This is a genomic window from Roseateles sp. GW821-FHT02E12, assembly GCF_059421665.1.
In genome coordinates this window covers 87,829-113,535 of sequence record NZ_JBWKVK010000004.1, presented here as the reverse complement: position 1 = coordinate 113,535, position 25,707 = coordinate 87,829, and the positions used below count along the sequence as shown (strand labels likewise).

Genomic DNA, 25,707 nt, shown 5'->3' with positions numbered 1-25,707 from the left:
ACGCCCGCTTCAAGCGGGCGTTTTGCTTTATTCGGCGTCCGACAGGTCAGGAATTTCAGGCTCGGCGTCGATCTCGCTGTCGAAATCGGCCGTGCCCTTCACCGGGATCCAGGGCCGGTCCAGCGGGCGATAGACGCGGCGCTGCAGGCGGGACAGCCTGTCAGAGTGCTCGATGGCGTTCATCACCAGCTCGGGCGAGATCAGCATCGCAAACGGGTCGGCCAGATTCGGGGTGGTGGTCAGCATGGTGAGCCTCGGGGTGAGTCGATGGCTTCACTGTAGGCAAGCGTTGCAGGCCGCAACAGTCGGCACAGCGCCCTAGACCTTGTAAGACTTTTCCCTACACGCCCATCCGGGCGAGAACTATTTGGCAGTGCCGGCAGCTTTCGCAGCATCGGCCGCACGCTGGCGCTCCTGGATGACGCGCTTCAGCTCCTTGGCCATCACGTCGCGGCCGCCACGCTCGGCGAAGTCGGCCGCCGTCAGCTCCTGCTCGTTGGCGGCCCGCGGCTCGGCGCCGGCCTTGAGCAGCAGGGGCACCAGGTCGCTGTTGCCGTAGCGCGCGGCCATCATCAGCGGCGTGGTGCCGTTCTCGGAGCGCGCGTTGATCTCGGCGCCCTGCGCGATCAGGAAGGCTGCAACGCCGTTGTCCGGCCCGCTGCAGGCGTAGTGCAGCGGCGTCCAGCCCGCACGGTTGATGGCGGCGCCACGCTTCACCAGGGCCTGCGCGGCCGGCAGCGAGCCTCGGATGGCGGCAATCATCAGCGGCGTCTCGCCTTGGGCGTTGGCGTCGTCGATCTTCGTCAACGGCGACGCGAGCAGGCTGTCCAGCGCGCGCAGGGAATCCTCCTTCGCGGCCACGAAGAGGGCCTTGCGGCCGCGCCCATCCGCCTGGTTGGGATCCACACCCTTGAGCAGCAGGCCGAGCACGGCACGGCCATCGTTCAGTTCAGCGGCAATGACGAGTTCGTCGACGGGCGCGGCCTGCGCGAGAGCAGCGCCACACAACGCAAGGGCAGCAAGCCAGGCCTTCACGCCACCACCTCCGGGAGCTTGAACAGGCGCTTCGTGTTCGCCGTCGCGATGGCCGCCAGTTCGGGCACGGGCAGGCCCACCGCGTCGGCCACGGCCTTGGCCACATGGGCAACATAGGCCGGCGAATTGGTCTTGCCCCGGAACGGCACGGGCGCGAGGTAGGGGCTGTCGGTCTCGATCAGCACGCGGTCCAGCGGTAGCAGCTTGAGCAGGTCACGCAGGTCTTGTGCGTTCTTGAAGCTGACGATGCCGGAGAAGGAGATGTAGTAGCCGCGCTCCACCGCCGCCAGCGCAACCTCCGCCGTCTCGGTGAAGCAGTGGAAGACGCCGCCAGCCGCCTCGCCGCCCTCTTCGTCCAGCACGCGCAGCGTGTCCGCCGCGCTGGAGCGGGTGTGGATGACGAGGGGCTTGCCCGCCTGCCTGGCGGCACGGATGTGGGTGCGGAAGCGCTCGCGCTGCCACTCCATGTCGTCGATGCTGCGGCCGTTCAGGCGGTAGTAGTCCAGCCCCGTCTCGCCAATGGCGACGACACGCGGCAGCGCGGCCAGCCGCACCAGCTCGGCCACGCCAGGCTCACGCATGTCCTCGGTGTCGGGATGCACACCGACGGTTGCCCAGAGCTGGCCGTTTTCGAGAGCCAGCGCATGTACGGCCTCGAACTCTTCCATCTGCGTGCAGATGCAGATGGCCTGATCCACCCGGGCGGCGGCCATGTCGGACAGGATGGCGGGCAGGTTCTGCTTCAGCTCCGGGAAGCTGAGGTGGCAGTGGGAATCAATGAACATAGGGCCTGTTGGCGCTGCGGGAATCGGTGCGAGAGGGTCTGCGCGGGTGCAGGGCTAGGCGTGCGGCGCAGCCTGGGCTCATGCCCAGGCAAGACGCGCAACGACGCCATGTGCCCGCGCAGACCCTCTCCCAAAGGGTTGTCACTCAAAAGCCCGCGCTCGGCCTCGCTGGGGGCCTACCCCAGCTTCGCCTCACGCCTTGCTCGCGGGCTTTTGAGTGGCAACGCATCCGACTCCCGCAGCGCCAACAGGCCCTAGAGCGTTTGCGTGGGCTTGCTCGACGACACCGCCGTGCCCAGGATTTCCTCGATGCGCACGCGGATCAGCCTTGTCTTTTCATCACCGGGGAAGCGCACGCCCACGCCCTGGGTGCGGCCGCCCGAGGCATTCGGTGGCGTCAGCCAGGCGACCTTGCCGGCCACCGGGTAGCGCTGGTTGTCCTCAGGCAAGGCCAGCAGCAGATAGACGTCCTCGCCGAGCTTGTAGTCGCGCGTGGTCGGCACGAAAAGGCCGCCCTCGGAGAAGGCGGGGATGTAGGCGGCGTAAAGCGCCGACTTTTCGCGGAACACGAGCTGGATGACGCTCGGCCGCGCACCGGACGACGCCCCCTGGCCGCCCACCGTGGGCAGCGGCAGGGCACCGCCCATCTGGCTGGGCTGGAATTGCGGGGTCTGGCCGGGCTTGGAGTTGGCGTCGCTCATAAGGCCCGAGTGTATTCAGCGCGCCGCCGCCGACATCGCGGCCTGGGCTTGCGCGACCAGGGCTTCGATCCACAGCCCGGCGTTCAGCGGGTGATCCGCATGGCGGGCTGCACGGCGCAGTTCGGCGTCCCAGGCCAGCAACGGCGCGGCACGCTTGGGAGAAGGCAGGGCCGTGGGCGCAAAGAACTGGCCGGGCTGGCCGTGGGAGCGGCGCACGAGGTCGTGGCACAGGCGCTGCAGCGCGTCGATGACGCGGGGCGGCGCCAAATCCGACAGCGCCGCGACCTCGCCACGGGCAACTCGCTTCGGGATGGCCTGCCAGGCAGCGTCGCTCAAGCCGGCGTTGAACCATTCCAGCGCCTGCTGCGGCCGGCCACCCGTCGCATCCAGCAGGCCACCGGCGTCATTGACGCCCTTGCTCGCCAGCCAGCCCAGCGCGGCCTGGCGCTCGGGTAGCGGCAAGGGCAACGGCTGGCAGCGGCTGCGGATGGTGGGCAGCAGGCCTGCGCTGTCATGGCTGGCCAGCACGAAACGCAGCAGGCCGGCCGGCTCCTCCAGCGTCTTCAGCAGTGCATTGGCCGCAATGCCGTTCAGCGCCTCCGCCGGGAAGATGACAACCACCTTGGCCCGGCCGCGCGCAGACGTGGCCTGCGCAAAGGCAAGCAGGTTGCGCACCGCCTCCACCTTGATCTCGCGGCTGGGCTTGGCCTTGCCGGCCTTGGGTGCGTCGGGCTCTTCGAAGGGCAAACCGAGAGATTCACGCGCCGCGGCGTCCAGCGCTTCGGGCAGCAGCAGTTGGAAGTCGGGATGCGTGCCGCTGGCGAAGAGCTTGCAGCTGGCGCAATGGCCGCAGGCCGGTTCGCCTTCGGCGCGGGCCTCGCACAACCAGCTCTGCGCCAGCTTGACGGCGAGTTCGAGCTGACCGACGCCGGCCGGCCCCTGCACCAGCAGCGCATGCGAGCGCGCCCGCGCCAGCGCGTCGGTGAGCGGCGCCTGCAGCCAGGGGAGATCGGCGATCAGCATGTCGGGTATCGGGCAGCAAGAACCGCCAGCACCTGGGCGCCGACCTGCTCGACCGTGCCGCTGGCGTCGACGCGCACGATGCGCTCCGGTGCCTTCGCCGCACGGGCCGCGTAGCCGGCGCGCACACGCTCGAAGAAGTCCAGGTCCTGCTGCTCGATGCGGTCGGCCTCCCGGGCGCTGGCGCGGCGAGCCGCAGCCTGCGCCGAGGGCAGGTCGAACCACAGCGTCAGCTCCGGCTCGGTGCCTTCCTGCACCCACTCGGCCAGCGGGTCCAGCACGCTCAGCGGCAGGCCCCGGCCGCCACCCTGGTAGGCAAAGCTCGCGTCCGTGAAGCGGTCGCAAAGCAGGGTCTTGCCAGCGGCCAGCGCGGGCTTGATGACCGTCTCGACATGGTCACGCCGGCCGGCAAACATCAGCAGCAGCTCGGTCAGCGAGCCCATGGGCTGGCTCAAAACGATGTCGCGCAGCGTCTCGGCCAGCGGCGTGCCGCCGGGCTCGCGGCTCAGCTGCACATCGGCGCCGCGGGCACGAAACCAATCGGCCACCGCCTGGATGTGGGTGGACTTGCCGGCACCGTCGATGCCTTCGAAAGAGATGAATCGACCGGTCACTTGCCGCCGCGTTGGTATTTGTTGACCGCGCGATTGTGCGCGGCGAGGTCGTCGCTGAATTCGCTGCTGCCGTCGCCCCGAGCGACGAAGTACACCGCCTTGATGGCCGCCGGGTTCAGCGCAGCCTGCAGCGAGGCCGCGCCGGGCATGGCGATGGGCGTCGGCGGCAGGCCGCCACGGGTGTAGGTGTTGAACGGCGTGTCGGCCAGCAGGTCGCGCTTGCGCAGGTTGCCGTCAAAGGCCTCGCCCAGGCCGTAGATGACGGTGGGGTCGGTCTGCAGCGGCATGCCTACGCGCAACCGGTTCACGAAAACGGCCGCGACCTTGCTGCGATCGGCCGCGGTGCCCGTTTCCTTTTCGACGATGGACGCGAGGATCAGCGCTTCGTCAGCGCTCTTCAGCGGCAGGTTGGACGCCCGCTTGCTCCAGGCTGCGGCCAGCCGGCCCTGCATGGCCGCCCGGGCACGCTTGAGCACGGTCAGGTCGCTGACGCCGCGGCTGTAGGCGTAGGTGTCAGGGAAGAAGCGGCCCTCGGGCGCGACGCCGGGCTCACCGAGCGCGGCCATGATGTCGGCGTCGCTCATCTGCGCCGTCTTGGCCTTCAGCGCCGGTGCGGCAGCCAGGGCCGCCCTCACCTGGCGCCAGCTCCAGCCCTCGATGAGGCGCAGCTGCTCCATGACCTGGTCGCCCCGCACCATCTTGTCCAGCAACTCGCGCGGCGTGATGCCGGCGTGGATCTCGTAGCTGCCGGCGCGGATCTGCTTGGCCTGGCCCGACCACTTGAACCACTGGTAGAGGAAGCGCGCATCCGACTGCACACCCGCCGCCACCCAGGCGCGCGCCACCTCGGCCGGGTTGGTGCCCGGCTCGATGGACAGCTCCACCGACGGCGCGGCCAGGCTCAATGGGCTGCGCAGCCACTGCCAGGCAGCATCCACGGCAAGACCCGCGATCAACAACAACGCGAGCAGCGCTCGCAACAACCACTTCATGCCCTGTGAAAAGCCCGGTGAAAAGGGCGCCGATGATAATTCCCGTCATGTCGCAACCCACCGAACTCCCAGCCCAACTTCGCCTCACCGACTGGGGCGTGATCCGCGCCCAGGGCGCCGACGCCGCCAACTTCTTGCATGGCCAGCTGACCCAGGATTTCGCGCTGCTCGACCGCGAGCACGCCCGCCTTGCCGGTTTCTGCACGGCCAAGGGCCGGCTGCTGGCGACGATGGCGGGCTGGCGTGGTGGCGACGAAGAGATCCTGCTGGCCCTGCCGGCCGAGACGCTGGCGGCCACGCTGAAACGCCTGTCCATGTTCGTGATGCGCGCCAAGTGCAAGCTCAGCGATGCGAGCGCCGAGTTCGCGATCTACGGCCTGCTGGGTACACCGGCAGCTGATGCATGGACGCTGCTGCGCGAGGGCGACGCGGTGCAGATCGCCCTGCCCGCTGCATCCGGGCCCGGCCGCGCGCTGCGCATTCAGCCTGCTGAAGCGCCAGCCCCGGCCGGCACCGCGATGACCGCTGACGACTGGGCCTGGGCCGAGGCCGAGGCCGGCATGGCCTGGGTGCGCGGGGCCACCGTCGAGGCCTTCGTGCCGCAGATGATCAATTTCGAGGTACTCGGTGGCGTGAACTTCAAGAAGGGCTGCTACCCCGGCCAGGAGATCGTCGCGCGCAGCCAGTACCGCGGCACGCTCAAGCGGCGGCTGCAGGTGTTCGAGACGGATGCGGCGGCCGCGGTGGGCCAGGAGATCTTCCACAGTGCCGACCCACAGCAGCCGGCCGGCGTCGTTGCCGGCAGCGGCACGCGTGATGGCCGCTCCGTGATCGCCGCCGAGATCAAGCTCGCGGCGCTGGAAGCTGGCAGCCTGCATCTGGGCAGCGCCGGTGGCGCCACATTGCAGCCCCGCGCCCTGCCCTACGAGATTCCGGCGCAGGAATGAGCGTGCAGCTCTACGTCTATTACCGCGTCACGTCGGAGAACGCCGAGGCCGCACTCACCGCCTTCCGCAAGGCGCGCTTCGAAGCGCCCATCGAGCTGCTGCAGCGGCCCGAGCCCGATGCCGAGGGGCGGTGGACGTGGATGGAGATCTATCCCGAGGGCTGGACACACCGCGAGCCGCAGATCGCGGCCGCGATGGCGCAATGGCTCGCGGGAGAGCGCAAGGTCGAGCGGTTCGAGATGCTGGGCTAAAGCGCCCTCACCATCTCGACGTGGCCAATGCCGGCCTCCTCAAAAGGCTGGCCGCGCCGCTGAAACCCGGCGCGCAGATAGAAGTTCTCCGCCGACAGCTGCGCATGCAGCAACACCTCGCGGTATCCCTGCTTCTTCGCCTCGGCCATCAGCGCGTCCAGCACCTGGCGGCCGATCTGCGTGCCGCGCATCTGGCGCAGCACGGCCATGCGGCCGATCTTGGCAACGCCGGGCACATGCTCCAGCAGGCGGCCGGTGGCCAGCGGAATGCCGAAGCGGTTGCGCGCCAGCGCGTGCAGGCAGCTCGTGTCGGCGCTGTCCCACTCCATGTCGGCCGGGATGTGCTGCTCCTCGATGAAGACCTGGCGGCGGATCGCCGTGGCCGCTTCGCCGAGTTCACTCCATTTGCCGAGCGCGACGTCCACGACGGACTGGCCGGCCTCGAAATCGAGGATGACGCGCCGCAACGCATCGGGCAGCCGTGCCGGCGTCTGGGTGCCGGGGTCGGCGAAGACGTAGATCATCTCGGCCTGCACCAGCATCTGGTCGCCGTGGAAGATGGCGCCGTCCACCATCATCGAGCTGTTGCCGAACTCGCGGCAGCGGATGCCGATGTCCAGGCGGTCGTCGTAGCGGGCCGAGCTTCGGTAGTCCAGCGCGGCGCGGCGCACGTAGAGGTCGCCGCCCAGGCTCTTCATCGTGTCGGCGTAGGGAATGGCCAAGGCCCGCCAGTAGCCGCTGATGGCGGTGTCCAGGTAGGTCAGGTAATGCCCGTTGAAGACGATGCCCTGGGCGTCGATCTCGGCCCAGCGCACGCGCAGGGGTTCGAGGTGGCGGAAGTCGGTGCGTTTCATGGTGTCAGATGTTTCTTGAGGGCCTCGGCGCAGGCATTGAGCGCGGTCAATGCCTCGGGAATCTGGCGGCCCATCTTGATGAAGTCGTGCGTCACGCCACGGTAGAGCTCCAGCTGCACGTCGATGCCAGCAGCCCTCAGAGTGTCGGCATAGGCAATGCCCTCGTCGACGAGGGGGTCGCATTCGGCCAGCACGATGCAGGCCGGCGCAAGGCCCGAGTGGTCATCCGCCTCCAGCGGCGCGAAGCGCCAGTCGTGCCGCTGCTCGCGGTCGATGTACTGATCGAAGAACCAGGCGATGCTGGTGGCGTCGAGCAGGAAGCCGTTGGCGAAGAAGCGGTGCGAGGCCGTGCCGGGCTGGCTGGCGGTGCCCGGCGTGATGAGCAGTTGCAGCGCGAGCGGCAGGCCGCGATCGCGCGCGAAGAAAGCGGCGCCAGCCGCCAACGTGCCGCCCGCGCTGTCGCCACCCACGGCGAGGCGGCTGCCGTCCAGCCCGAGGGTGTCGGCCTGGCGATGCAGCCACTCCAGCGCGGCCCAGGCATCGTCCACGGCTGCGGGGAAGCGATGCTCGGGCGCGAGGCGGTAGTCCAGCGCCAGCACGGCCATGCCGCTGCGCAGGCTGAGCTGGCGGCACAGGCTGTCGTGGGTTTCCAGGTCGCCGATGGTGAAGCCGCCGCCGTGCAGATAGAGCATCACGGGCAGACGCTCGGCGCTGGGCGCGTACAGCCGCGCGGGGCGGCCGGCGGCTGCCAGGTCTTCAACGCGGGCAAGCGGCGCGCGAGGCAGGTCGAGGATCTCGGCGCCCATGCGGTAGGCAATGCGCGCCTCGCGTGGCGTGAGGCTGTGGAAGGGTGGGCGGTTGGCGCGGTGGATGCGTTCGAGGAGGCCCGCCATGCGCGGGGTCAGGAGCTGGGTTGGTGGCGTCATCGGGCGCGCATTGTCTGGGACGTCGGCGGCACCCAGGGATCACGCAGCGGCGCCTGGATGGCGGGCTCGTTCGTCGGCGCGACGCTGCCAGGCGCCTGCGGCGTGCCGGCGCGGTCGATGGCGATAACGGGCCTGGCCTGCTGCGCGCGGCGCTCGGGGCCGAGGTCGGCCGTGGCGCGCAGGGCCAGCGTGCTGGCGTAGAAAGCCTTGAGGTCGGCGAGCTGGGCGATGCGGGTGGCGTCGTCGAGATAGCTCATGTGGCCACCGGCGTAGTTGCGGATCTTCACGCGGCTGGCATCGACACGGGCCAGGTCGCTCTCGGTCAGGTGGAAGGGCGTGGCCAAGTCGTGATAACCGCTGACGGCCAGCACGCGCAGGCGGGCGTTCTGCGCCAACGCGGCCGACAGGTCGGGCAGCGTGTCGGGCAACTGGCGGCCAGCGTGACTGAAGTCCCAGAAGTTGATGGCATTGCTCAGCACGACGTAGGTGGAGTTGTTGCGGTAGGTGAGCTGGTCGCGCAGGTGGGTGGCGATGCCGGTGGCGAAGCTGCTGCCGATCCAGGTGCTGGACACATCGCCCTCGGAAGCGAGCTGGCTGCCGATTTCCGCCTTCATGCGGCCGTCGTAGCGGCCGAGCTGCTGACCGGCGATCAACCAGATGCGGAAGTTGTCGGCCGACACATTGAGGCTGGTCTGCCACTGCGCCGCCGGCAGGCCGGTCAGGTCGGCCAGCGGCTGCCAGATGGCGGGCGTAGGCTGGCGGGTGGCGAGCCAGGCCTGCAGGGCCGGTGCATAGACCTGGTCGGCGTAGTTGCGTGCCTGGGTCGTCCAGGCGCCGAGGTCGGTGGGCACGGGCTGGGTCAGGCGATGGAAGGCGCCGACGGCGGCGAAGGTGGGCAGATAGCCGCCGCAGCCCTGGCCGTTCGTGATGCCGCAGTTGCTGTTGTAGTCCATGGCGGGCGACTGCAGCACCAGGCCGTCGAGCATGACGCCGGCCTCCTGCAGCCGGCGCGCGAGCACGGCCGTGCGTGGGCCGCCATAGCTTTCGCCGTAGAGGTATTTGGGCGAGGCGGCGCGGTTGTTGACGGCCAGGTAGCGCTGGATGAAGTCGCGGAACAGCGCCGCGTCGGCATCCACACCCCAGAAGCTGCGGTTGGTGAACGGCGCGATGGCCTGGGAGTAGCCGCTACCCACCGCGTTGATGAAGACGAGGTCGGTCTGGCCCAGCAGGTGCTCGGCGTTGTCCACCATCGGGAAGGGCCGCGCTGCCGTCGTATCGGGTGCGTTGCTGACGAGGCGTTTGGGGCCGAAGCTGCCGAGCTGCAGCCAGACCGAGGCCGAGCCCGGGCCGCCGTTGTAGAAGAAGGTGACGGGGCGGGTCGCCGCGTTGGCACCGGGCAGCGTGTAGGCAACGTAGAAGACCGAGGCCTCGGCGGTGCCCACGGCGTCGCGCGCGATCAGGTGGCCGGCGGTGGCCGTGTAGCTCAGTGTCTGGCCGTTGGCCGTGAGCGTCTGCGTGCTGACGGCGGCGGCCTCGACGGCGCCAGGCAACGAGGCGTCAGCCGCCGAGGAGTAGACGGTCGCATCGGTCAGCCCGGGCTGCGTGTCGACGGGCGGCGTGGGGGTGGGTGATGAGCCCCCTCCCCCGCCACCACCGCCACAGGCTGCGAGGACAAGGGAAAGAACCAGGGTCAGGCTAGTCGCGCGCATGACGGCAAGTCTAGACATGCCGCACTACCATGAGGAAAGACATTGTGGAGAAAGTGCCGTGGCCCAGATCCTCTACCTGACCCGCATCGAGCTCGAGTTCGGCGCCAGCCGCCTGCTGCCGGCCGAGTGCGAGCGCATCGGCATCCGCAAGCCGCTGGTGGTGACCGATGCCGGCGTGCGCGCGGCTGGTGTGCTGGACGAGGCGCTGGCCGCCTTTGACGTGAAGCCGCCCGTCTTCGACCAGACCCCCGCCAACCCGACCGAGGCCGCCGTGCGGCTGGCCGTGCAGATGTGCCAGGAAGCCGGCTGCGACGGTCTCATCGCCATCGGCGGCGGCTCCAGCATGGACCTGGCCAAGGGCGTGGCCATCGCCGCCACGCATGAGGGGCCGCTGAAGCGCTGGGCCACCATCGAGGGCGGCGCCGTCAACATCAGTTCGCGCGTGCTGCCCCTCATCGCCGTGCCGACGACGGCCGGCACCGGCAGCGAGGTGGCGCGCGGCGCCATCATCATCGTGGACGACGGGCGCAAGCTGGGCTTTCACAACTGGGAGCTGCTGCCCAAGGCCGCCATCTGCGACCCGGCGCTGACGCTGAAGCTGCCCCCCGCACTGACGGCCGCGACGGGCATGGACGCCATCGCTCACTGCATCGAGACCTTTCTCGCGCCGGCCTTCAACCCACCGGCCGACGGCATCGCGCTGGAAGGCCTGCGCCGCGGCTGGGGTGCCATCGAACGCGCCACCCGCGACGGCCAGGACCGCGATGCGCGCATGGACATGATGTGCGCCAGCGTGCATGGCGCGATGGCCTTCCAGAAGGGCCTGGGCGCGGTGCATTCGCTGAGCCATGCGCTGGGTGGCCTGAACCCGCGGCTGCACCACGGCACGCTGAACGCGGTCTTCCTGCCGGCCGTCATCCGCTTCAATGCCGAGGCGGACAGCGTCAGGCGTGACCGGCGCGTCGAGCGCCTGGCCCAGGCGATGAACCTGGCCGGCAGCGACGCCGATGCGGTGGCCGACGCGATCAGCGCGATGAACGCGCGGCTGGGCCTGCCGTCAGGTCTTGCCGCCATGGGCGTCGAGCCGGAGCTGGACGAGCGCATCATCGAGCGCGCGCTGGTGGATCACTGCCACAAGACCAATCCGCGCATCGCCAGTCCCGAGGATTACCGTGCGATCCTCGCGGCCTCGAGATGACGACGTTTGCAAGCGCCGCGGCCGGAAGTTGGGCGCGCGTTTAGGCTCAGAGCGTGATCGAAGTCCCTGTTTTGCCGTGATGGGGCCGGTGCCGCGGCACTAGGATTCTTGGCCGCTCGAGGCCCATGAGGCACTTGGGCCATAGCGAGGAGACAACGATGAAGCTTTCAATTGGGAACCGGCTGGCGCTGGGATTTGCGTTGGTCCTCGTGCTGGCGGCCTTCGTCATCGCGCTGGCCTCCTGGCGGCTGTCCTCGACCGCTGCCTCGACGCGACAGATGATGGCCGAGCCGCTGACCAAGGAACGCCTGATCGCGGACTGGAACCGCAACATCAACGCCGGCGTGCGCCGCACGATCGCGATCGCGAAGAGCTCGGACGCCTCGCTCGTACCGCTGTTCGCGGAAGACCAGGCGCAGTCGACCAAGTCCTCCGGCGAGATGCAGGAAAAGCTCAAGGCCCTGGTCCGCTCGCCCGAGGAGCAGGCGCTGTTCGATGCCGTCGGCAAGGCGCGCCAGGTCTACATCGCCTCGCGTGATGAGATCGTCAAGCTGAAGAAGGACGGCCAGGCCGAAGCCGCCGACAAGCTGCTGACCGAAGTCTTCGTGCCTGGCTCCAAGGTGTACCTGGCCAAGATGCAGGACTTCCTGGAGCACCAGCGCAACGCGATCGACAAGACCGCCGCCGACATCGACGCCGCCAACGGCAACGGCCGGCTGCTGCTGCTGGCGCTCGGCGTGGCCATGCTGGCGCTGGGTATCGCCGCGGCCTGGCACATCACGAAGAGCATCACCGCGCCGCTGCTCGCGGCCGTGGACCTGGCCGAGCGCGTGGCCGATGGCAACCTGGTGCCGTCCGGCCAGGGCATGGCCGCGCGCTCCGACGAGATCGGCCGGCTGCAGATGACGCTGCGCCGCATGCGCGAGACGCTGTCGCAGACGATCGGCAGCATCCGTGATTCGGCCGAGTCCATCAGCACGGCATCTGCCGAAATCGCCAGCGGCAATCAGGACTTGAGCGCGCGTACCGAGAAGGCCGCGTCCAGCCTCGAAGAGACCGCCAGCGCGATGGAAGAGCTGACCGGGACGGTGCAGCAATCGGCCGCTTCGGCCAGCCAGGCCAACACGCTCGCGGTGTCCGCCGCCAGCGTGGCTCTGCGCGGCGGCGAGGTCGTGGGCCAGGTGGTGCACACCATGGACGAGATCAATGCCAGCTCACGCAAGATCGCCGACATCATCAGCGTCATCGACGGCATCGCCTTCCAGACCAACATCCTGGCACTGAACGCCGCCGTGGAAGCCGCGCGGGCCGGTGAGCAGGGTCGCGGCTTTGCGGTTGTTGCCAGCGAGGTGCGCTCGCTGGCCGGCCGCTCGGCTGACGCAGCCAAGGAGATCAAGACCCTGATCGGCAGCAGCGTGGAACGCGTGGAAGCCGGTTCGCGGCTGGTGGCTGAAGCCGGCAAGACGATGGACGAGCTCGTCGGCGCCGTGCAGCGCGTCAAGGACATCATGGGCGAGATCACGACGGCGACGGCCGAGCAGTCCGACGGCATCGCGCAAGTCAACATCGCCATCGCCCAGCTGGACCAGGTCACCCAGCAAAACGCTGCGCTGGTGGAAGAGTCCACCGCCGCGGCCGAGAGCTTGCGCGAGCAGGCCACGACGCTGACCGGCGCGGTCGGGACCTTCCAGGTCGCACGCCGCTAGTCGCCCCCTCCGCCGCCGCAGCTCGATCCGCAGCTGCTGCCGCCACCATCCGAGCCACCGTCACAGCTGCCGGCATCCGACCAGCTGCCGCCGCAGCTGCTGCCGCTGTCACTGCTTTGGCGCCGGCGCATTTCCGCCAGCTCCGCCTCGCTGATGAGGCCCAGCGCCAGCAGGCCGCCGCCTGCAATGGCCGCATGCGTGACCACATCCCCGCTGGGCGTGCCGAAACCGTCGATCCGACGGTGCGCGAGCGCTCCTTGCTGATGCCGGTAAGCCCAGCCCGTGGGCAGGCGCAGCAGGCCGTCGAGCGCGAACAGCAGCGGCAGGCGCGGCCCGAGCAGGCTCTGGCCTTCGCTGCGGCAGGCGCCGGCCCAGGTGCGGGCCAGACAGTCGTCCAGCGGTGCGCCGAGTGCGTCGGACTCGCGGTGCTCGACCTCGCGGCCGAAATAGCGCTGCTGCCAGCTTGAAAGGCCGGCCGGGTCGGCCTTGAGCCACACATGCCAGACCGAGTCCGCCGCCTTGCTCGGCAGTGCGCAAGGCCCCTGGTCGCGCTGCAGCCGGCAGGCTTCGAAGAACTGCGCGAGGCCCAGCGAGCAGCGCAGCCAGGCACCGTCGTCAACGGCCAGGCCGGGGAATTCATCGGGCGCGTGATGCGCCCAGGCGGCGCGCACCGCGGGTGGGATCTGCTCAGCCGCCACCGTGGCCGGCGGGCAGCGCTTGCGCAGCGCCACGCGTTGGGTGTTTTCTCGCTTTCGCCCCCACCAGGCACCCAGGCGGGAGGAGAGGCTGAACTTTGTTGTTGTTGTGTTGTTCATGGCGTCAGTCTGTGACCTCAGTATGACGCGCGCATGACAAAAAAAGGCCCGCCGAAGCGGGCCTTGAAAGTCAGGAGTTGACGCTGACTGTGATTAACCGTTCTTGCAGATTTCAGCCGTGCTTGGCGTCGAAGAACTGCTCGTCTTCCGTCGAGCCCTTCAGCGCGGCCGTGGAGGCATTGGCCTCGATGGTCGTGGTGACGGCGTCGAAGTAGCCGGTGCCGACCTCGCGCTGGTGCTTGACCGCGGTGAAGCCCTTCTCGGCAGCGGCGAATTCCTTCTCCTGCAGCTCGACGAAGGCGCTCATCTGGTGGCGGGCGTAGCCGTGGGCCAGTTCGAACATCGAGTAGTTCAGGCTGTGGAAGCCGGCCAGCGTGATGAACTGGAACTTGTAGCCCAGCGCACCCAGCTCGCGCTGGAACTTGGCGATGGTGGCGTCGTCGAGGTTCTTCTTCCAGTTGAACGACGGCGAGCAGTTGTAGGCCAGCAGCTTGCCGGGGAACTTGGCGTGGATGGCATCGGCGAAGGCCTTGGCGAAGGCCAGGTCGGGCTTGCCGGTTTCGCACCAGATCAGGTCGGCATAAGGCGCGTAGGCCAGGCCGCGGCTGATGGCTTGGTCAAGGCCGTTCTTCGTGCGGTAGAAGCCTTCGACCGTGCGCTCGCCGGTGCAGAAGGGCTTGTCGTTCTCGTCGATGTCGGCGGTGACGAGGTCACCGGCTTCGGCGTCGGTGCGGGCGACCAGCAGCGTGGGCGTGCCCATCACGTCGGCAGCCAGACGGGCGGCGACGAGCTTGGCAACGGCTTCACGGGTGGGCACGAGCACCTTGCCGCCCATGTGGCCGCACTTCTTGGCGCTGGCCAGTTGGTCTTCGAAGTGCACGCCTGCGGCGCCGGCTTCGATCATGGCCTTCATCAGCTCGAAGGCGTTCAGCACACCGCCGAAGCCGGCTTCGGCGTCGGCCACGATGGGGGCGAAGAAGTCGATGTCGTCCTTGCCTTCGCTCCACTGGATCTGGTCGGCGCGCTGGAAGGTGGCGTTGATCTTCTTGACGACCTTGGGCACCGAGTCCACCGAGTACAGCGACTGGTCGGGGTACATCTCGCCATTGCTGTTGGCGTCACCGGCGACTTGCCAGCCCGACAGATAGATGGCCTTCAGGCCGGCCTTGACCTGCTGCATGGCCTGGTTGCCCGTCAGCGCGCCCAGCGCGTTGACGAAAGGCTCGGTGTTCACCAGGCCCCAGAGCTTCTCTGCGCCGCGCTTGGCCAGCGTGTGTTCGATCTCGATGGAGCCGCGCAGGCGCACGACGTCGGCGGCGGTGTAACCGCGGGTGATGCCCTTCCAACGGGGGTTCTCGGCCCAGTCTTTTTCCAGGGCGGCGATCTGTTGGTCACGGGTGAGGCGGGTCATGAAAAGCTCCTTGCTGAACATCGAAAACCGATGACGCAAGACTAGGCCTTGAGCCGAGCCCTGTGGTCACCCATGTCTTATATAAGACAAAAAACTTTGTCCAATAAAAACAATGATTTGCATTGTCAATTTCAAATCAAGAAACGCAATTCATCATAATGAGAAATCTTGCGGCGGTGCAGCATGGATGCTTTTCATGATTTGAAAAGTGACTTTCGAATCGTGAGAACGCCCGGCTTCAGAATGCCTCGCCATGACAGTGCTCATCACACCCCGCCTGCGTCTCGAACCGCTGGCCGACCACCACTTCGACGGCCTGTACCGCCTGAACAGCGACCCCGTCGTCATGCAATACATCACCGGCCGGCCCGACACGGCCGAGGACACCCAGTCGATGATCGATCGCGTGAAGGCACGCTGGGCCGAATTTGGCTACTCGTGGTGGGCCTTCATCCGTCAGGACGACGGCGAGCTGATCGGCACCGGCTGCATCCAGCACCTGAACCGCGACCCCACCGGGCCGCTGGAAACCGGCTGGCGGTTGCGCCAGGACGTCTGGGGCCAGGGCTATGCCAGCGAGGCGGCCCGCCACATGGTGGGCTGGGCGTTCCGCACGCTGCAGCCTGAACTGGTGTGCGCTGTTTGCCAGCCGGAGAACGTGGCCTCGTCCGCCGTCATGGAGAAAATCGGCATGCGCTTCGTCGGCCTGGGCCGCTGGTACGACATGGACTGCAAGCGCTACGACGTCACGGCCAGCGAATGGGCGGTCAGTGCCGCGCGTGCGAAGGTCGAGGCTGAGGCATAGTTCAATTTTTCACCAACGCACGGAGGATCCGATGGCGAACACAGAACAGCGCGGCAACAAGATGGCAAAGAAGCCGAAGAAGGACACAGGCCCCGGCAAGGCTGCAGGCTCGGACCGCCCGGTTCCGCCGATGACGGCCGTCTTGCCCAAGGGCAAGGAAGCCAAGCTGAAGGGCAAGTAAACCGCCTGTGCTGGCGGCAAAGCTCAGAGGCCGCCGACGAAGTAGCGCTTCAGCCCCGCCAGCACCATCTCCACCGCGATCGCGGTGAGCACCAGGCCCATCAGCTTCTCGATGGCCGACACCACCGAATCGCCCAGCAGCTTGCGGATGCGGTCGGCCAGCACGAGCACGAGGCCGGACACCAGCATGGCGGCGCTGAGCGCGCCTATCCATTCATAGATGCGGTCTGGCTGGCGGGATGCCAGCAGCAGCACCGTGGCCATGGCCGACGGGCCGGCCAGCAGCGGCACGGCCAGCGGAAAGATCAGCGGTTCCTTGCCGGGCTCCAGGCCATAGGTCGATTCGCCCGAGCTGCCGAAGATCATGCGGATGGCGATGATCACCAGGATGACGCCGCCCGCCACCTCGAGCGAGCGCTCCGACAGGTGCATGACTCGCAGGAACCCTTCGCCCAGGAACATGAAGGCGAACAGCACGCAGAACGCGATGCCCACCTCGCGCATGGCCACGCGCGTGCGGCGCTCTTTCGGCACCGCGCGCATGATGGGAATGAAGATGGGCAGGCTGCCGAGCGGGTCGAGCACCAGCAGCAGCAGGATCAGGGCGGAGAGAAAGCTGTGGTCCATGCGCCCGATTGTCCCCGGCCGCCCCGTCGATCAGACGTGCCCGCGCTCACCGAGCCGGGCACGATGCACGCTTAGAACCGGTAGTAGGCCCGCGCGAAGTAGGACGCGCCGTTCAGGCCGAACTGCACGCTGTCGTAGATGAAGCCGTTGTCGGTCTCGAAGTCGTTCTGCTTGGTCGGCTTCACGTTGAAGACGTTGTTGCCGCCAATGCTGAGCTTGAGCGCCGGCGTGGCCTGCCAGGTCAGGCCCAGGTCCATCGAGGTCTTGGGCTTGTAGTACGCATTGGGCTCGCCACCGGCCGTGCCGGTGAAGGTACCCAGCGTCTGGCTGCCGAAGTGGATGATCTTGGCCTCACCGGTCCAGGCGCCCTGCGCGTACTCGAAGCCCAGCGTGGCCTTGGCGCGCGGGCCGCCCTGCTCGATGAACAGGCGCTCGCGCTCGGACAGCAGCACGTCCTCGAAGCCCTTGAGCGACGCCGGTGCGTTGACGCCGGTGACGGTGGTGCGGCTGACGTTGAGGGCCAGGAAGGTGTTGAGCGTGCCGCCGCCGAGCTTGGCGCGGGTCGACGCGGTCAGGTCCAGGCCGTCAGTCTTGGTGTTGACCGAGTTGACGAAGAACTGCGCCTGACCGACACCCAGGCCTTGCAGGATGGCGCCCAGCGCCGGGTAGTTGTCCTCGTCGAAGCGGCCGGACAGCACGATGCGGTCCTTGATCTTGATCTGGTAGAGGTCGACCGTGAAAGCCGTGTCGGTGCTGGGCTTGACCGTGACGCCCAGCGTGAAGTTCTTGGACTTTTCCTGCCGCAGGTTCGGCACGCCGGCGGCGGTGGTGATCTTGCTGCCGTTGGGTGCCAGCACCACGTCCAGCGGCTTGCCGCTGATGAAGTCGGTGAAGGTGGACGAGAAATAGAGCTGCTGCAGGCTGGGGGCGCGGAAGCCCGTGCTGGCCGCGCCGCGCAGCAGCACCGCGCTGCCGAGCTTGTAGCTGCCGGCCAGCTTGGCGGTCGTGCTGGAGCCGAAGTCGCTGTAGTGCTCGGAGCGGATGGCCGCATCGGCGGTCAGGTTGGGCGTGAGGTTGGCCTCCCAGTCGGCGTAGATGGCCTGGCTGTTGCGGCTCTTGTTGGTGGCATCGGCCGGCTGGAAGCCCGGGAAGCCCTGGCTGCCGGCGTTGCCGCCGAAGCCCACGCCGTCGGCGTCGTTGTAGGAGCCCAGCTCGCCGGCAACGATGTCGTACTTCTCGCGGCGGTATTCGGCGCCGAAGGCGATGTTGCTGCCGCCGAGCAGGTCGGGGAAGAAGCGGCTGACGTCGAAGTTGGTCGTCGCCTGGCTGAAGCCGAAGCCGCCGGCATCGAAGCGCGTTGCGCTGACGCCCTTGCCGCCCGCCAGCAAGTCCTTGTTGGCGATGGACGCGTTGATGGTGTTGCTGATGTTGTAGCGCAGCTTGTTGGAGCCGTAGGTCTGCGACAGGTCGGTGTCCCAACCGGCAAACGTGGACTTCCAGCCAACGATGACATAGCGGTCGGTGATGTCGCCGTTGATGAAGGGCACGAAGCCGTTCGGGTACATCGCGGCCGAGTTGCGCGAGGGGATGTCGTCCGAGCCGATGCCGCCGCGGGCGAAGGCGGCGGAGGACGCGTCACGGTCCTGGGCGCCGGCCGTCACATAGAGCTTGTCGTCGGACGTCAGCGGGAACTCGCCGTTCAGGTAGACCGTCTTGTTGGTGACCTTGGTGTCGCCAATGATGCGGGGGTTGTCGGCCTCGGCGCGGTTGGAGCGGCCGCGGTCCTGCCATTCGCCGGTGATGCCCAGCGTGCCGCCGGCCAGCTTCACGCCGCAGTAGGCGCTGGCGAGGTAGTTCTTGCCGTCACCGGCCGAGTACTGGCCGAAACCGGCCACGGCCTCGCAGCCGGCCTTCTTCTTCATCTGGATGTTGATGACGCCGGCGATGGCGTCCGAGCCGTACTGGGCGGCCGCGCCATCGCGCAGCACCTGCACGTTGTCGATGGCCAGCAGCGGGATGGAGTTCATGTCGGTGCCCGTCGCGCCGCGGTTGCGCGCGCCGAACAGGTTCACCAGCGCCACGGTATGGCGGCGCTTGCCGTTGACCAGCACCAGGGTCTGGTCCGAACCCAGGCCGCGCAGCGCGGCGGAGTCGATCAGGTCGGCGCCGTCCGCGCCGGTCTGGCGGGTGGAGTTGAAGGACGGCGACAGGTACTGCAGCGTCTGCGCCAGGTCGAATTGACCACCGCCCTCTGTGGCCTTGCTCATCGAGTAGATGTCCACGGGCACCAGCGTGTCGGTGCTGGACGCAGCGGGCAGGCTCTTGCGCGAACCGACGACGGTCACGCGTTCAAGGCTGCTGGCCTCCTGAGCGAGGGCCGCAGCGGTGGAAAACAGGCTCAGGGCGGCAAGAGCGGTCGGCAGCAGGCGGGTGGCGTGCATGGGAACTCCGTGATTGATATGTGATGGCGGCGGAGTTTGCCCCTGGCTGAACCCCTCGCGAGGGCCGGTGTTGTGGCCTGCCGACAGGTTTGAAACCAACGAAACGAACGAAGCTTCGGTGCAACCCGAGGCCGGGAAAACGAGAGTCCGCCGCGCTCAGCCCCGCGGATGGTGCTGCGCGTGCAAGGCCTTGAGGCGCTCACGCGCCACATGGGTGTAGATCTGCGTCGTCGACAGGTCGGCGTGCCCCAGAAGCAGCTGCACCGCGCGCAAGTCCGCACCATGATTGAGCAGATGCGTGGCGAAAGCATGCCGCAGGGTGTGCGGCGACAGCGGCACCGTGATGCCAGCCGCCAGCGCGTGTCGCTTGATCAGGGTCCAGAACATCTGCCGCGTCATGCCCGCGCCGCGGGCGGTGACGAAGAGGTCGTCGCTGCGTTGGCCGGCCAGGATCGCGGCGCGGGCTTCGCGCAGATAGCGCGCCATCCAGTCGGCTGCGTGCTCACCGAAGGGCACGAGGCGGGCCTTGGATCCCTTGCCGGTGACGTGCAGCACGGCGTCCTTGAAGGCGACATGCGCGCCCTTGAGCGTGACCAGCTCGGACACGCGCAGGCCGCTGGCATACATCAGCTCCAGCATCGCGCGGTCGCGCAGGCCGAGCGGCGTGTCCACGTCCGGCGCAGCGAGCAGCGCCGAAACCTGCGCCTCGCTGAGCAGCTTGATGTTGCGGTGATCGGCCTTGCCGGCGGACAGCTTGAGCGTCGGATCGGCCGCCAGCCGGCCTTCGCGCAGCGCCCAGCGGAAGTAGCGTTTGATGGCCGACAACCGCCGGTTGGCACTGCTCGTCTTGCCCTTCGCCTTGGCAACGGCCAGCTCCAGCAGATCCTGTTCGGTGCAACTGTCGAGCGGCCGCGGAGCAATCAGCGCCGCCAGCGCGGACAGATCGCGCCGGTAGGCCGCCTGGGTGTTGGTGCTCAGGCCGTCTTCCAGCCAGAGCGCCTCGATGAACGATTCGATGCCTGGGTCAATCAAGCTTGAGTTTCTGCTGGGCGACGACTTTCTTGTAGACCTCGAACTCGGCCGCGATCTGGGCGGCGAACTGCTCGGGCGTGTTGGCCACGATCAGCGAGCCGGTGTCCTCGATGCGCTTCTTCACATCGGGGATCTCCACCGCCTTGCGCACGGCCGCGTTGATCTTGTCGACGATGTCGCGCGGCAGGCCCTTGGGGCCATGGATGCCGTAGTAAGCCATGCGGTTGACCGGCTCCAGGCCAACCTCCTTGAAGGTCGGCACGTTCGGCAGGGCCGCCACCCGCTGCGGCGCGGCAACGACGATGGGAATCAGCCGGCCGTCCTTGATGAAGGGCAAGGCGGAAGGCAGGTTGTCGAAAATCATCGGCACCTGGCCGGCCACCGTGTCGTTCAGCGCCGGGCCGGCGCCGCGGTAGGGGATGTGCAGCACGAAGACGCCGGCGAGTGTCTTGTACAGCTCCATCTGCAGATGGCCGATGCCGCCGGTGCCCGAGGTGGCGTAGCTGTGCTTGGCGGGGTTTTTCTTGAGCTCGGCGACGAAACCCTTGTAGTCGCGCGCCGGGAAGCTCGGGTGCACGGCAATGATGTTGGGCGTCGCCGCGATGTTGATGATGGGCGTGAAGTCGGTCAGCGGGTTGTAGGCGATCTTGGGATTGATCGCCGGGTTGGCCGCCGTGGTCGACACGGTGGCTACGCCCAGCGTGTAGCCGTCCGGCACCATGCGAGCGATCTCGGTTGCGCCGACGACGCCGCCGCCGCCGGCCTTGTTGTCGACCACCATGGTCTGGCCCAGGATGCTGTTCATGCGCTCGGACACGATGCGCGCAATGATGTCGGTGGTGCCGCCGGGCGCGAACGGCACGATCAGGCGCACCGGCTTGCTCGGGTAGGTGTCGGCCCAGGCGAGCTGACCCAGGGGGCTCAGGCCGGTCAGGGCGGCGGCTTGGAGGACGGAACGGCGTTGCATGGGGTCGGTCTCCTTGTTTGGTGGGCCGATGCTAGCCCGGCTGGCCCAGCAGGCCGGTGCGCAGTCGGGAGTCGCTGTTGTTGTCGCCCAGGAAGACCTTCAGGAAGGCGGTGTAGAAGTCCTGCCCCTCGATCGGCTTGCCCCAGACCTTGCCGTTCACGGAAAGGATCGTGCCGCCCTGGGCGGGCAGGTAGTCGACGTACAGCAGGTCGCCTTTCTTCACACGGCCCACCTCGGCTATTGCCGCGTTGAATTCCTTCACTCGCTCGGCCACCGCCGCCTTCTCGGCCTCCGTGGAGTTGCGATTGACGCCCTTGCTGATGGCCTTGACGAACTCCTGGGTCGACACATCCTTCACGAGCGGGATGACGATGCGCATCTCCAGGCGCTTGGGGCCCGCCTGTGCATAGATGGCATCGGGCGCAGTCGCCTTGTGCGGCACGTACAGCGCGGCCAGGTAGAGCGGGTAGATGGCCACCTGGCGCTTGCCGGTGCCGTTCAGCGCCAGCGCGCTGCCGCCGAGCTGCAGCGTGTCGGGGAACTCCTGGCCCTCGTAACGCACGGCCTGGACGGGCATGGACGCCGCAGCGGCCAGTGCGAGCACGGCCAAAGAAGCGAATGGGCGGCGGATGGACGGGGTCATTCAAGGGGCTCCAACGAGGGCGGGCCGGACGATAACGCGCCAGAGGCCTGCGGCGCGGACAAGGCCCAGGCAATGTGCTCCGCCACCAGCGCGTCGGCCCCCTGCCCTGCCTGCAGCAGCGCGGCGCGCAGGCCGGGGTCGTCCCGGTTGCGCAGTGCATTGCCGGCAGCCACCGCCAGGTTGCGCCGCCAGCGCGCAAAACCAATGCGGCGGATGGCCGAGCCCTCGGTGCGGCGCAGGAATTCGGTCTCGTCCCATGCCAGCAGCCCGGCAATCGGCGCGCCCGCCATGCCGGGGCGCACGTCGAAGTCGGCCAGCACCGCGGGTTGGGCGAACTTGTTCCACGGGCAGGCCAGTTGGCAGTCATCGCAACCGTAGATGCGGTTGCCCATCAAGGGGCGCAGCTCCAGGGGAATGGCGCCGTCGTGCTCGATGGTCAGGTAGGAGATGCATCGCCTGGCGTCGACACGGTAGGGCGCGGTGATGGCGGCCGTGGGGCAAACGTCGATGCAGGCACGGCATTCGCCGCAGTGCGCGCTGACGGCTTCGCTGACGGGCAGCGCGAGGTCGATGAAGAGCTCGCCGAGAAAGAACATCGAGCCGGCGTCGCGGTGCAGCGTCAACGTGTGCTTGCCGCGCCAGCCCAGGCCCGAGCGCGCAGCCAGCTCCACCTCCAGCACCGGCGCCGAGTCTGTAAACACGCGGTAGCCCAGCGGGCCGACGTCGGCCTCCAGCCTCTCAGCCAGCTTCTGCAGCCGCTGGCGCAGCACCTTGTGATAGTCCCGGCCGCGGGCATAGATCGAGATCTGCGCCTGCTCGGGCTTGGCCAGACCGGCCCACTCGACGGCCTGCCAGCCCGGCTCGGCGCTGCTAGGCAAGTAGTCCATGCGCGCCGTGATGACGCGCAGAGTGCCCGGCACCAGCTCGGCCGGCCGCGCGCGCTTCATGCCGTGGCTGGCCATGTAGTGCATGCGGCCGTGGTGGCCAGCATCCAGCCAGGCCTGCAGGCCCGGCTCGGCGCTGCTGAGGTCCACGTCGGCCACGGCGATCTGTGAGAATCCCAACTCATGCGCCCAGCCGCGCAAACGGATCAACAGCGCGGCGGTATCGACAGTGGACGGGACCTCTTGCATTTGGCTGCGATTCTAGAAACCGAGTTGCTGTGGACCGACGAGTCTGCGGCCCAAGCCACCGCCGAGCATCTCGCGGCAGCCTTGCTACCGGCCCCCAATGCCCTCATCGAACTGCATGGCCCGCTGGGTGCCGGCAAGACGACCTTCGTGCGCCTGCTGCTGCGCGCCCTTGGTGTTGAAGGTCGCATCAAGAGCCCGAGCTATGCCGTCATGGAGAGCTATGAGCTGCCTGAATCCGCCGGAGGGGCAACCGCCAGCCATTTCGACTTCTACCGCTTCGGCGACCCGCGAGAGTGGGAAGACGCCGGCTTTCGCGATGTCTTCGCCGCACCGGGACTGAAGCTCTGCGAATGGCCGGAGAAGGCCGCCGGCCATCTGCCGCCGGCCGACCTGCAGCTCTTCATCGAGCTGATGCCCGACGACGGCCGCCGCGTACGCGCCGTGGGCACGGCCAGACTCGTCGAGGCCTTGGCATGAAGCGCCGGGAGACCCTCGGTTTTCTCGCCCTGCTGCTGAAGGCGCCCGACACACTCGCTGCCGGCAGCCAGGCCAGCATCGTCGCCGTGCGCGTCTGGCCCGCGGCCGATTACACGCGGGTGACCATCGAGTCGGACCAGGCGCTGGTGGCCAAGCACTTCCTCGTCGACTCGCCGCACCGCCTCGTCATCGACGTCGATGGCCTGACGCTGAGCCCGGGCCTGCGCGAGCTGATCGGCAAGGTCAAGGCCGACGACCCCTACATCGCCGGCGTGCGCGTGGGCCAGAACACGCCCACCGTCGTGCGCATCGTGCTGGACCTGAAGCAGCCCGCCGCGCCGCAGGTCTTCACGCTCGCGCCCGTGGCGGCGTACAAGCACCGCCTGGTGCTCGACCTGCGCCCCAAGGTGGAAGCCGACCCGCTGGTAGCCCTGGTGCAGGAGCACGACAAGCCGTCCGCCGCTGCCCACCGCGCCGAAGCCGCGGCCAGTGCCGTCAACGACGCACTGGAAGAGCTGATCCAGAAAATCGAGCGCCCGGTCGTGCCGCCGCCAAAGGCGGCGCCGCCACCTGTCGTGGCCGCTACGCCCAAGCCCGCGCCGGCTCCGGCGCCGGAAGCCAAGTCGCCCGCCGCGGCTGCGGTGGACAGCCTCATCGTCATTGCGCTGGACCCTGGCCATGGCGGAGAAGACCCCGGCGCCGTCGGCCCCTCGGGCCTGCGCGAGAAGGACGTTGTGCTGGCCGTGGGCAAGAAGCTGCGCGACCGCCTGCAAACCAACCCGAACATCCGCGTGCTGATGACGCGCGACGCCGACTTCTTCGTGCCGCTGCAGGACCGCGTGCACAAGGCGCGGCGCGTGCAGGCTGACCTCTTCGTCTCCATCCACGCCGACGCCTTCTTCACACCCCAGGCCCGCGGCGCCTCGGTCTTCGTCCTCTCAGACGGCGCCGCCACCAGCGCCGCCGCCCGCTGGATGGCCAACCGCGAGAACGCGGCCGACATGGTGGGCGGCGTGAACGTCGGCGCGGCCACCAAGGACGCCAACGTGCTGCGAGCGCTGCTCGACATGAGCACCACGGCCCAGATCAAGGACAGCCTCAGGCTCGGCGGCGAGGTGCTGGGCCAGATCGGCAAGATCGGCAAGCTGCACAAGGCCAAGGTCGAACAGGCCGGCTTTGCCGTGCTGAAGGCGCCGGACATCCCGAGCATCCTGGTCGAGACGGCCTTCATCTCCAACCCGGAAGAAGAAAAGAAGCTGCGCGACCCGGACTACCAGGATCAACTGGTGGACGCGCTGGCCTCGGGCATCGCCAGGTATTTTGCGAAGAACCCGCCGATGGCGAGGAAGCGCAGCACGACGCTATGAGTCTCGCGCTTCAGCGGCAGGGACCGAACCTCAACACGCTCATGAAGTCCTGTGCGTATTCATGCCAGGTCGCCGGCGCCGCAGGGTAAAACGGCGCAACGGCCGATTCGATGACCGCGTAAACCGCCCACAGCAGTACCGGAAACAGCATTCGCCGCGGCAGAGCCTTCAACCAGCGGCCCGGCAACACCACGGCAACCAAGGTGAGCGTCCCTGCCCCGTAGTGAAAAGCATCTGTCTTCCAGACGTAGTTGCCGCAAGACGAGAGGCCGAAGTAACAGGCGCCTATGACGACCCAGCTACAGGCCAGGCCTGCAATCAGATCGCCGTAGCGGGACCGCCACCCCTGAAGCGCATGCATGGGTGGCATGCTAGATGGCCCAATGCCAGCGCAGGCCGTGCAGCAACGCCGGCGGGCCGAACAGGAAGTGCAGCACCCGCCTGTGACCATGAGCCGACGCCTTTGACGACGCGTGCAACACCAGTGGTCGCATCAGCAACCCATCCCCTGCCAGGGCATCCACCGAGACCTCGCCGACGCGCTCGCGCCATTGCAGCACACCGGCATCATCGAGCACTCCGCCTCTGTGCGAGCCCGGCACAAAACGCAGCCCGCCATCGGCTTCAGTCGCGTCGTCCAGATGCACCCTTAGCGCCACCATCTGCGCCAGCACCTCAACAGGCGCAAGCACGAAATGGCGGCCACCCTTGACCGACCAGCCGCTCAGTGCCGGGTGCTCGACACGTTCCGCAACGGGAATCGCAAGGTCCTGATGCGGCGTGACCAGCCAGTTGCGCTCGGGCGACTTCTCGAACAGCGTGCACTGCACCGCGACGGCATCGCCCGGCAGCACGGCGCGCAACTGCGGCAAGTCCAGCAGCCACCGCGCCAGCGCCTGGCACCAGCCCTGCTCCAGCAGCTCGCGCTGCCCCGCCGCGCCGGTTCGCAGCGTGGCGAGTTGGGCAATGACAGCCTGCCGCCGCTCGGGCGCCAGCAGGCCAGGGAGAAGGCGAAAGCCTTCAGGCAAGGCGTTGTCGTTCAGAACCGGCATGGCCGGCCTTATACCGCTC

At 68.1% G+C, this 25,707-nt stretch carries 28 protein-coding genes; 8 read left to right on the top strand and 20 right to left on the bottom strand.

The genetic code is table 11. From position 1 onward, the window contains the following. Window positions 1-27: 27 nt before the first annotated feature. The 7 genes from AC07V5_RS23405 to mltG form a co-directional block, all read right to left on the bottom strand. Window positions 28-246: a hypothetical protein gene (locus AC07V5_RS23405; RefSeq protein ID WP_495118128.1), complete on the bottom strand. Its 219-nt coding sequence runs from the start codon at window positions 244-246 to the stop codon at window positions 28-30. Between the two features lie 117 nt (window positions 247-363). Further along, window positions 364-1,035, bottom strand: coding sequence for an ankyrin repeat domain-containing protein (locus tag AC07V5_RS23400; RefSeq protein WP_495118127.1), 672 nt, complete (start codon window positions 1,033-1,035; stop codon window positions 364-366). Further along, window positions 1,032-1,820, bottom strand: coding sequence for a TatD family hydrolase (locus AC07V5_RS23395; protein WP_495118126.1), 789 nt, complete (start codon window positions 1,818-1,820; stop codon window positions 1,032-1,034). The genes AC07V5_RS23400 and AC07V5_RS23395 overlap by 4 nt, the downstream gene beginning before the upstream one ends. Before the next feature lie 254 nt (window positions 1,821-2,074). After that, the gene (locus AC07V5_RS23390) at window positions 2,075-2,467 is read right to left on the bottom strand and encodes a PilZ domain-containing protein (RefSeq protein ID WP_495118788.1); all 393 of its coding nucleotides are present in this window, start codon (window positions 2,465-2,467) and stop codon (window positions 2,075-2,077) included. 69 nt (window positions 2,468-2,536) lie between these two features. Beyond that, complete coding sequence (locus AC07V5_RS23385; RefSeq protein WP_495118125.1) at window positions 2,537-3,544, bottom strand: DNA polymerase III delta subunit-related protein; 1,008 nt, start codon at window positions 3,542-3,544, stop codon at window positions 2,537-2,539. Beyond that, window positions 3,538-4,173 (bottom strand): dTMP kinase, encoded by a 636-nt coding sequence (tmk, locus tag AC07V5_RS23380; protein WP_495118787.1) that lies wholly within the window; start codon window positions 4,171-4,173, stop codon window positions 3,538-3,540. Before tmk ends, AC07V5_RS23385 begins: the two co-directional genes overlap by 7 nt. Continuing rightward, the gene (gene mltG, locus AC07V5_RS23375) at window positions 4,152-5,147 is read right to left on the bottom strand and encodes an endolytic transglycosylase MltG (RefSeq protein WP_495118124.1); all 996 of its coding nucleotides are present in this window, start codon (window positions 5,145-5,147) and stop codon (window positions 4,152-4,154) included. Before mltG ends, tmk begins: the two co-directional genes overlap by 22 nt. Window positions 5,148-5,194: 47 nt before the next feature. Between mltG and ygfZ the strand changes: the two genes are divergently transcribed. Next, window positions 5,195-6,094, top strand: a complete 900-nt coding sequence (gene ygfZ / locus AC07V5_RS23370; RefSeq protein ID WP_495118123.1) for a CAF17-like 4Fe-4S cluster assembly/insertion protein YgfZ — start codon at window positions 5,195-5,197, stop codon at window positions 6,092-6,094. Further along, complete coding sequence (locus AC07V5_RS23365; protein WP_495118122.1) at window positions 6,091-6,345, top strand: DUF4936 family protein; 255 nt, start codon at window positions 6,091-6,093, stop codon at window positions 6,343-6,345. Before ygfZ ends, AC07V5_RS23365 begins: the two co-directional genes overlap by 4 nt. On the opposite strand, the gene AC07V5_RS23360 is transcribed toward AC07V5_RS23365, so the two are convergent. From AC07V5_RS23360 to AC07V5_RS23350, 3 genes are read right to left on the bottom strand one after another with little or no spacing between them, the layout of a single operon-like run. After that, window positions 6,342-7,199: a YbgC/FadM family acyl-CoA thioesterase gene (locus AC07V5_RS23360; RefSeq protein ID WP_495118121.1), complete on the bottom strand. Its 858-nt coding sequence runs from the start codon at window positions 7,197-7,199 to the stop codon at window positions 6,342-6,344. The genes AC07V5_RS23365 and AC07V5_RS23360 overlap by 4 nt on opposite strands. Then, window positions 7,196-8,125 (bottom strand): alpha/beta hydrolase, encoded by a 930-nt coding sequence (locus AC07V5_RS23355; RefSeq protein ID WP_495118120.1) that lies wholly within the window; start codon window positions 8,123-8,125, stop codon window positions 7,196-7,198. Before AC07V5_RS23355 ends, AC07V5_RS23360 begins: the two co-directional genes overlap by 4 nt. Then, entirely contained in the window at window positions 8,122-9,834 is a 1,713-nt protein-coding gene (locus AC07V5_RS23350; protein WP_495118119.1) for a S10 family peptidase, read from the bottom strand. Before AC07V5_RS23350 ends, AC07V5_RS23355 begins: the two co-directional genes overlap by 4 nt. 58 nt (window positions 9,835-9,892) lie before the next feature. Here AC07V5_RS23350 and gbd point away from each other — a divergent pair, with 58 nt between their 5' ends. Next, window positions 9,893-11,032 (top strand): 4-hydroxybutyrate dehydrogenase, encoded by a 1,140-nt coding sequence (gbd, locus tag AC07V5_RS23345; RefSeq protein ID WP_495118118.1) that lies wholly within the window; start codon window positions 9,893-9,895, stop codon window positions 11,030-11,032. Between the two features lie 158 nt (window positions 11,033-11,190). Beyond that, window positions 11,191-12,738 (top strand): methyl-accepting chemotaxis protein, encoded by a 1,548-nt coding sequence (locus AC07V5_RS23340; protein WP_495118117.1) that lies wholly within the window; start codon window positions 11,191-11,193, stop codon window positions 12,736-12,738. Here the strand turns inward: AC07V5_RS23340 and AC07V5_RS23335 are convergent. Both AC07V5_RS23335 and aceA read right to left on the bottom strand, forming a co-directional pair. Then, window positions 12,735-13,553, bottom strand: a complete 819-nt coding sequence (locus AC07V5_RS23335; protein ID WP_495118116.1) for a UCP032817 domain-containing protein — start codon at window positions 13,551-13,553, stop codon at window positions 12,735-12,737. The genes AC07V5_RS23340 and AC07V5_RS23335 overlap by 4 nt on opposite strands. Before the next feature lie 112 nt (window positions 13,554-13,665). Then, window positions 13,666-14,964, bottom strand: a complete 1,299-nt coding sequence (aceA, locus tag AC07V5_RS23330) for an isocitrate lyase (protein ID WP_495118115.1) — start codon at window positions 14,962-14,964, stop codon at window positions 13,666-13,668. 253 nt (window positions 14,965-15,217) lie between these two features. On the opposite strand from aceA, the gene AC07V5_RS23325 reads away from it, so the two are divergent. Both AC07V5_RS23325 and AC07V5_RS23320 read left to right on the top strand, forming a co-directional pair. Beyond that, window positions 15,218-15,769, top strand: coding sequence for a GNAT family N-acetyltransferase (locus tag AC07V5_RS23325; protein WP_495118114.1), 552 nt, complete (start codon window positions 15,218-15,220; stop codon window positions 15,767-15,769). A 31-nt stretch (window positions 15,770-15,800) separates the two neighbouring features. Next, the gene (locus AC07V5_RS23320; RefSeq protein ID WP_495118113.1) at window positions 15,801-15,950 is read left to right on the top strand and encodes a hypothetical protein; all 150 of its coding nucleotides are present in this window, start codon (window positions 15,801-15,803) and stop codon (window positions 15,948-15,950) included. 23 nt (window positions 15,951-15,973) lie between these two features. On the opposite strand, the gene AC07V5_RS23315 is transcribed toward AC07V5_RS23320, so the two are convergent. The 6 genes from AC07V5_RS23315 to queG form a co-directional block, all read right to left on the bottom strand. Next, the gene (locus tag AC07V5_RS23315) at window positions 15,974-16,576 is read right to left on the bottom strand and encodes a MarC family protein (RefSeq protein WP_495118112.1); all 603 of its coding nucleotides are present in this window, start codon (window positions 16,574-16,576) and stop codon (window positions 15,974-15,976) included. Between the two features lie 71 nt (window positions 16,577-16,647). Beyond that, the gene (locus tag AC07V5_RS23310) at window positions 16,648-19,017 is read right to left on the bottom strand and encodes a TonB-dependent receptor plug domain-containing protein (RefSeq protein ID WP_495118111.1); all 2,370 of its coding nucleotides are present in this window, start codon (window positions 19,015-19,017) and stop codon (window positions 16,648-16,650) included. Window positions 19,018-19,173: 156 nt separating this feature from the next. Further along, window positions 19,174-20,049, bottom strand: coding sequence for a site-specific tyrosine recombinase XerD (gene xerD / locus AC07V5_RS23305; RefSeq protein WP_495118110.1), 876 nt, complete (start codon window positions 20,047-20,049; stop codon window positions 19,174-19,176). Continuing rightward, entirely contained in the window at window positions 20,042-21,016 is a 975-nt protein-coding gene (locus AC07V5_RS23300; protein ID WP_495118109.1) for a tripartite tricarboxylate transporter substrate binding protein BugE, read from the bottom strand. Before AC07V5_RS23300 ends, xerD begins: the two co-directional genes overlap by 8 nt. Before the next feature lie 31 nt (window positions 21,017-21,047). Next, the gene (locus tag AC07V5_RS23295) at window positions 21,048-21,659 is read right to left on the bottom strand and encodes a chalcone isomerase family protein (RefSeq protein ID WP_495118108.1); all 612 of its coding nucleotides are present in this window, start codon (window positions 21,657-21,659) and stop codon (window positions 21,048-21,050) included. Continuing rightward, window positions 21,656-22,792, bottom strand: a complete 1,137-nt coding sequence (queG, locus tag AC07V5_RS23290) for a tRNA epoxyqueuosine(34) reductase QueG (RefSeq protein WP_495118107.1) — start codon at window positions 22,790-22,792, stop codon at window positions 21,656-21,658. The genes AC07V5_RS23295 and queG overlap by 4 nt, the downstream gene beginning before the upstream one ends. Between queG and tsaE the strand changes: the two genes are divergently transcribed. Both tsaE and AC07V5_RS23280 read left to right on the top strand, forming a co-directional pair. After that, complete coding sequence (tsaE, locus tag AC07V5_RS23285) at window positions 22,793-23,269, top strand: tRNA (adenosine(37)-N6)-threonylcarbamoyltransferase complex ATPase subunit type 1 TsaE (protein WP_495118106.1); 477 nt, start codon at window positions 22,793-22,795, stop codon at window positions 23,267-23,269. It abuts the gene before it with no gap. After that, the gene (locus tag AC07V5_RS23280; RefSeq protein WP_495118105.1) at window positions 23,266-24,636 is read left to right on the top strand and encodes an N-acetylmuramoyl-L-alanine amidase; all 1,371 of its coding nucleotides are present in this window, start codon (window positions 23,266-23,268) and stop codon (window positions 24,634-24,636) included. Before tsaE ends, AC07V5_RS23280 begins: the two co-directional genes overlap by 4 nt. Window positions 24,637-24,646: 10 nt before the next feature. On the opposite strand, the gene AC07V5_RS23275 is transcribed toward AC07V5_RS23280, so the two are convergent. Together AC07V5_RS23275 and AC07V5_RS23270 are read right to left on the bottom strand one after the other, a co-directional pair. Continuing rightward, window positions 24,647-24,997 (bottom strand): hypothetical protein, encoded by a 351-nt coding sequence (locus tag AC07V5_RS23275; protein ID WP_495118104.1) that lies wholly within the window; start codon window positions 24,995-24,997, stop codon window positions 24,647-24,649. Window positions 24,998-25,007: 10 nt separating this feature from the next. Beyond that, the gene (locus AC07V5_RS23270; RefSeq protein ID WP_495118103.1) at window positions 25,008-25,688 is read right to left on the bottom strand and encodes a phytanoyl-CoA dioxygenase family protein; all 681 of its coding nucleotides are present in this window, start codon (window positions 25,686-25,688) and stop codon (window positions 25,008-25,010) included. Window positions 25,689-25,707: the final 19 nt, after the last annotated feature.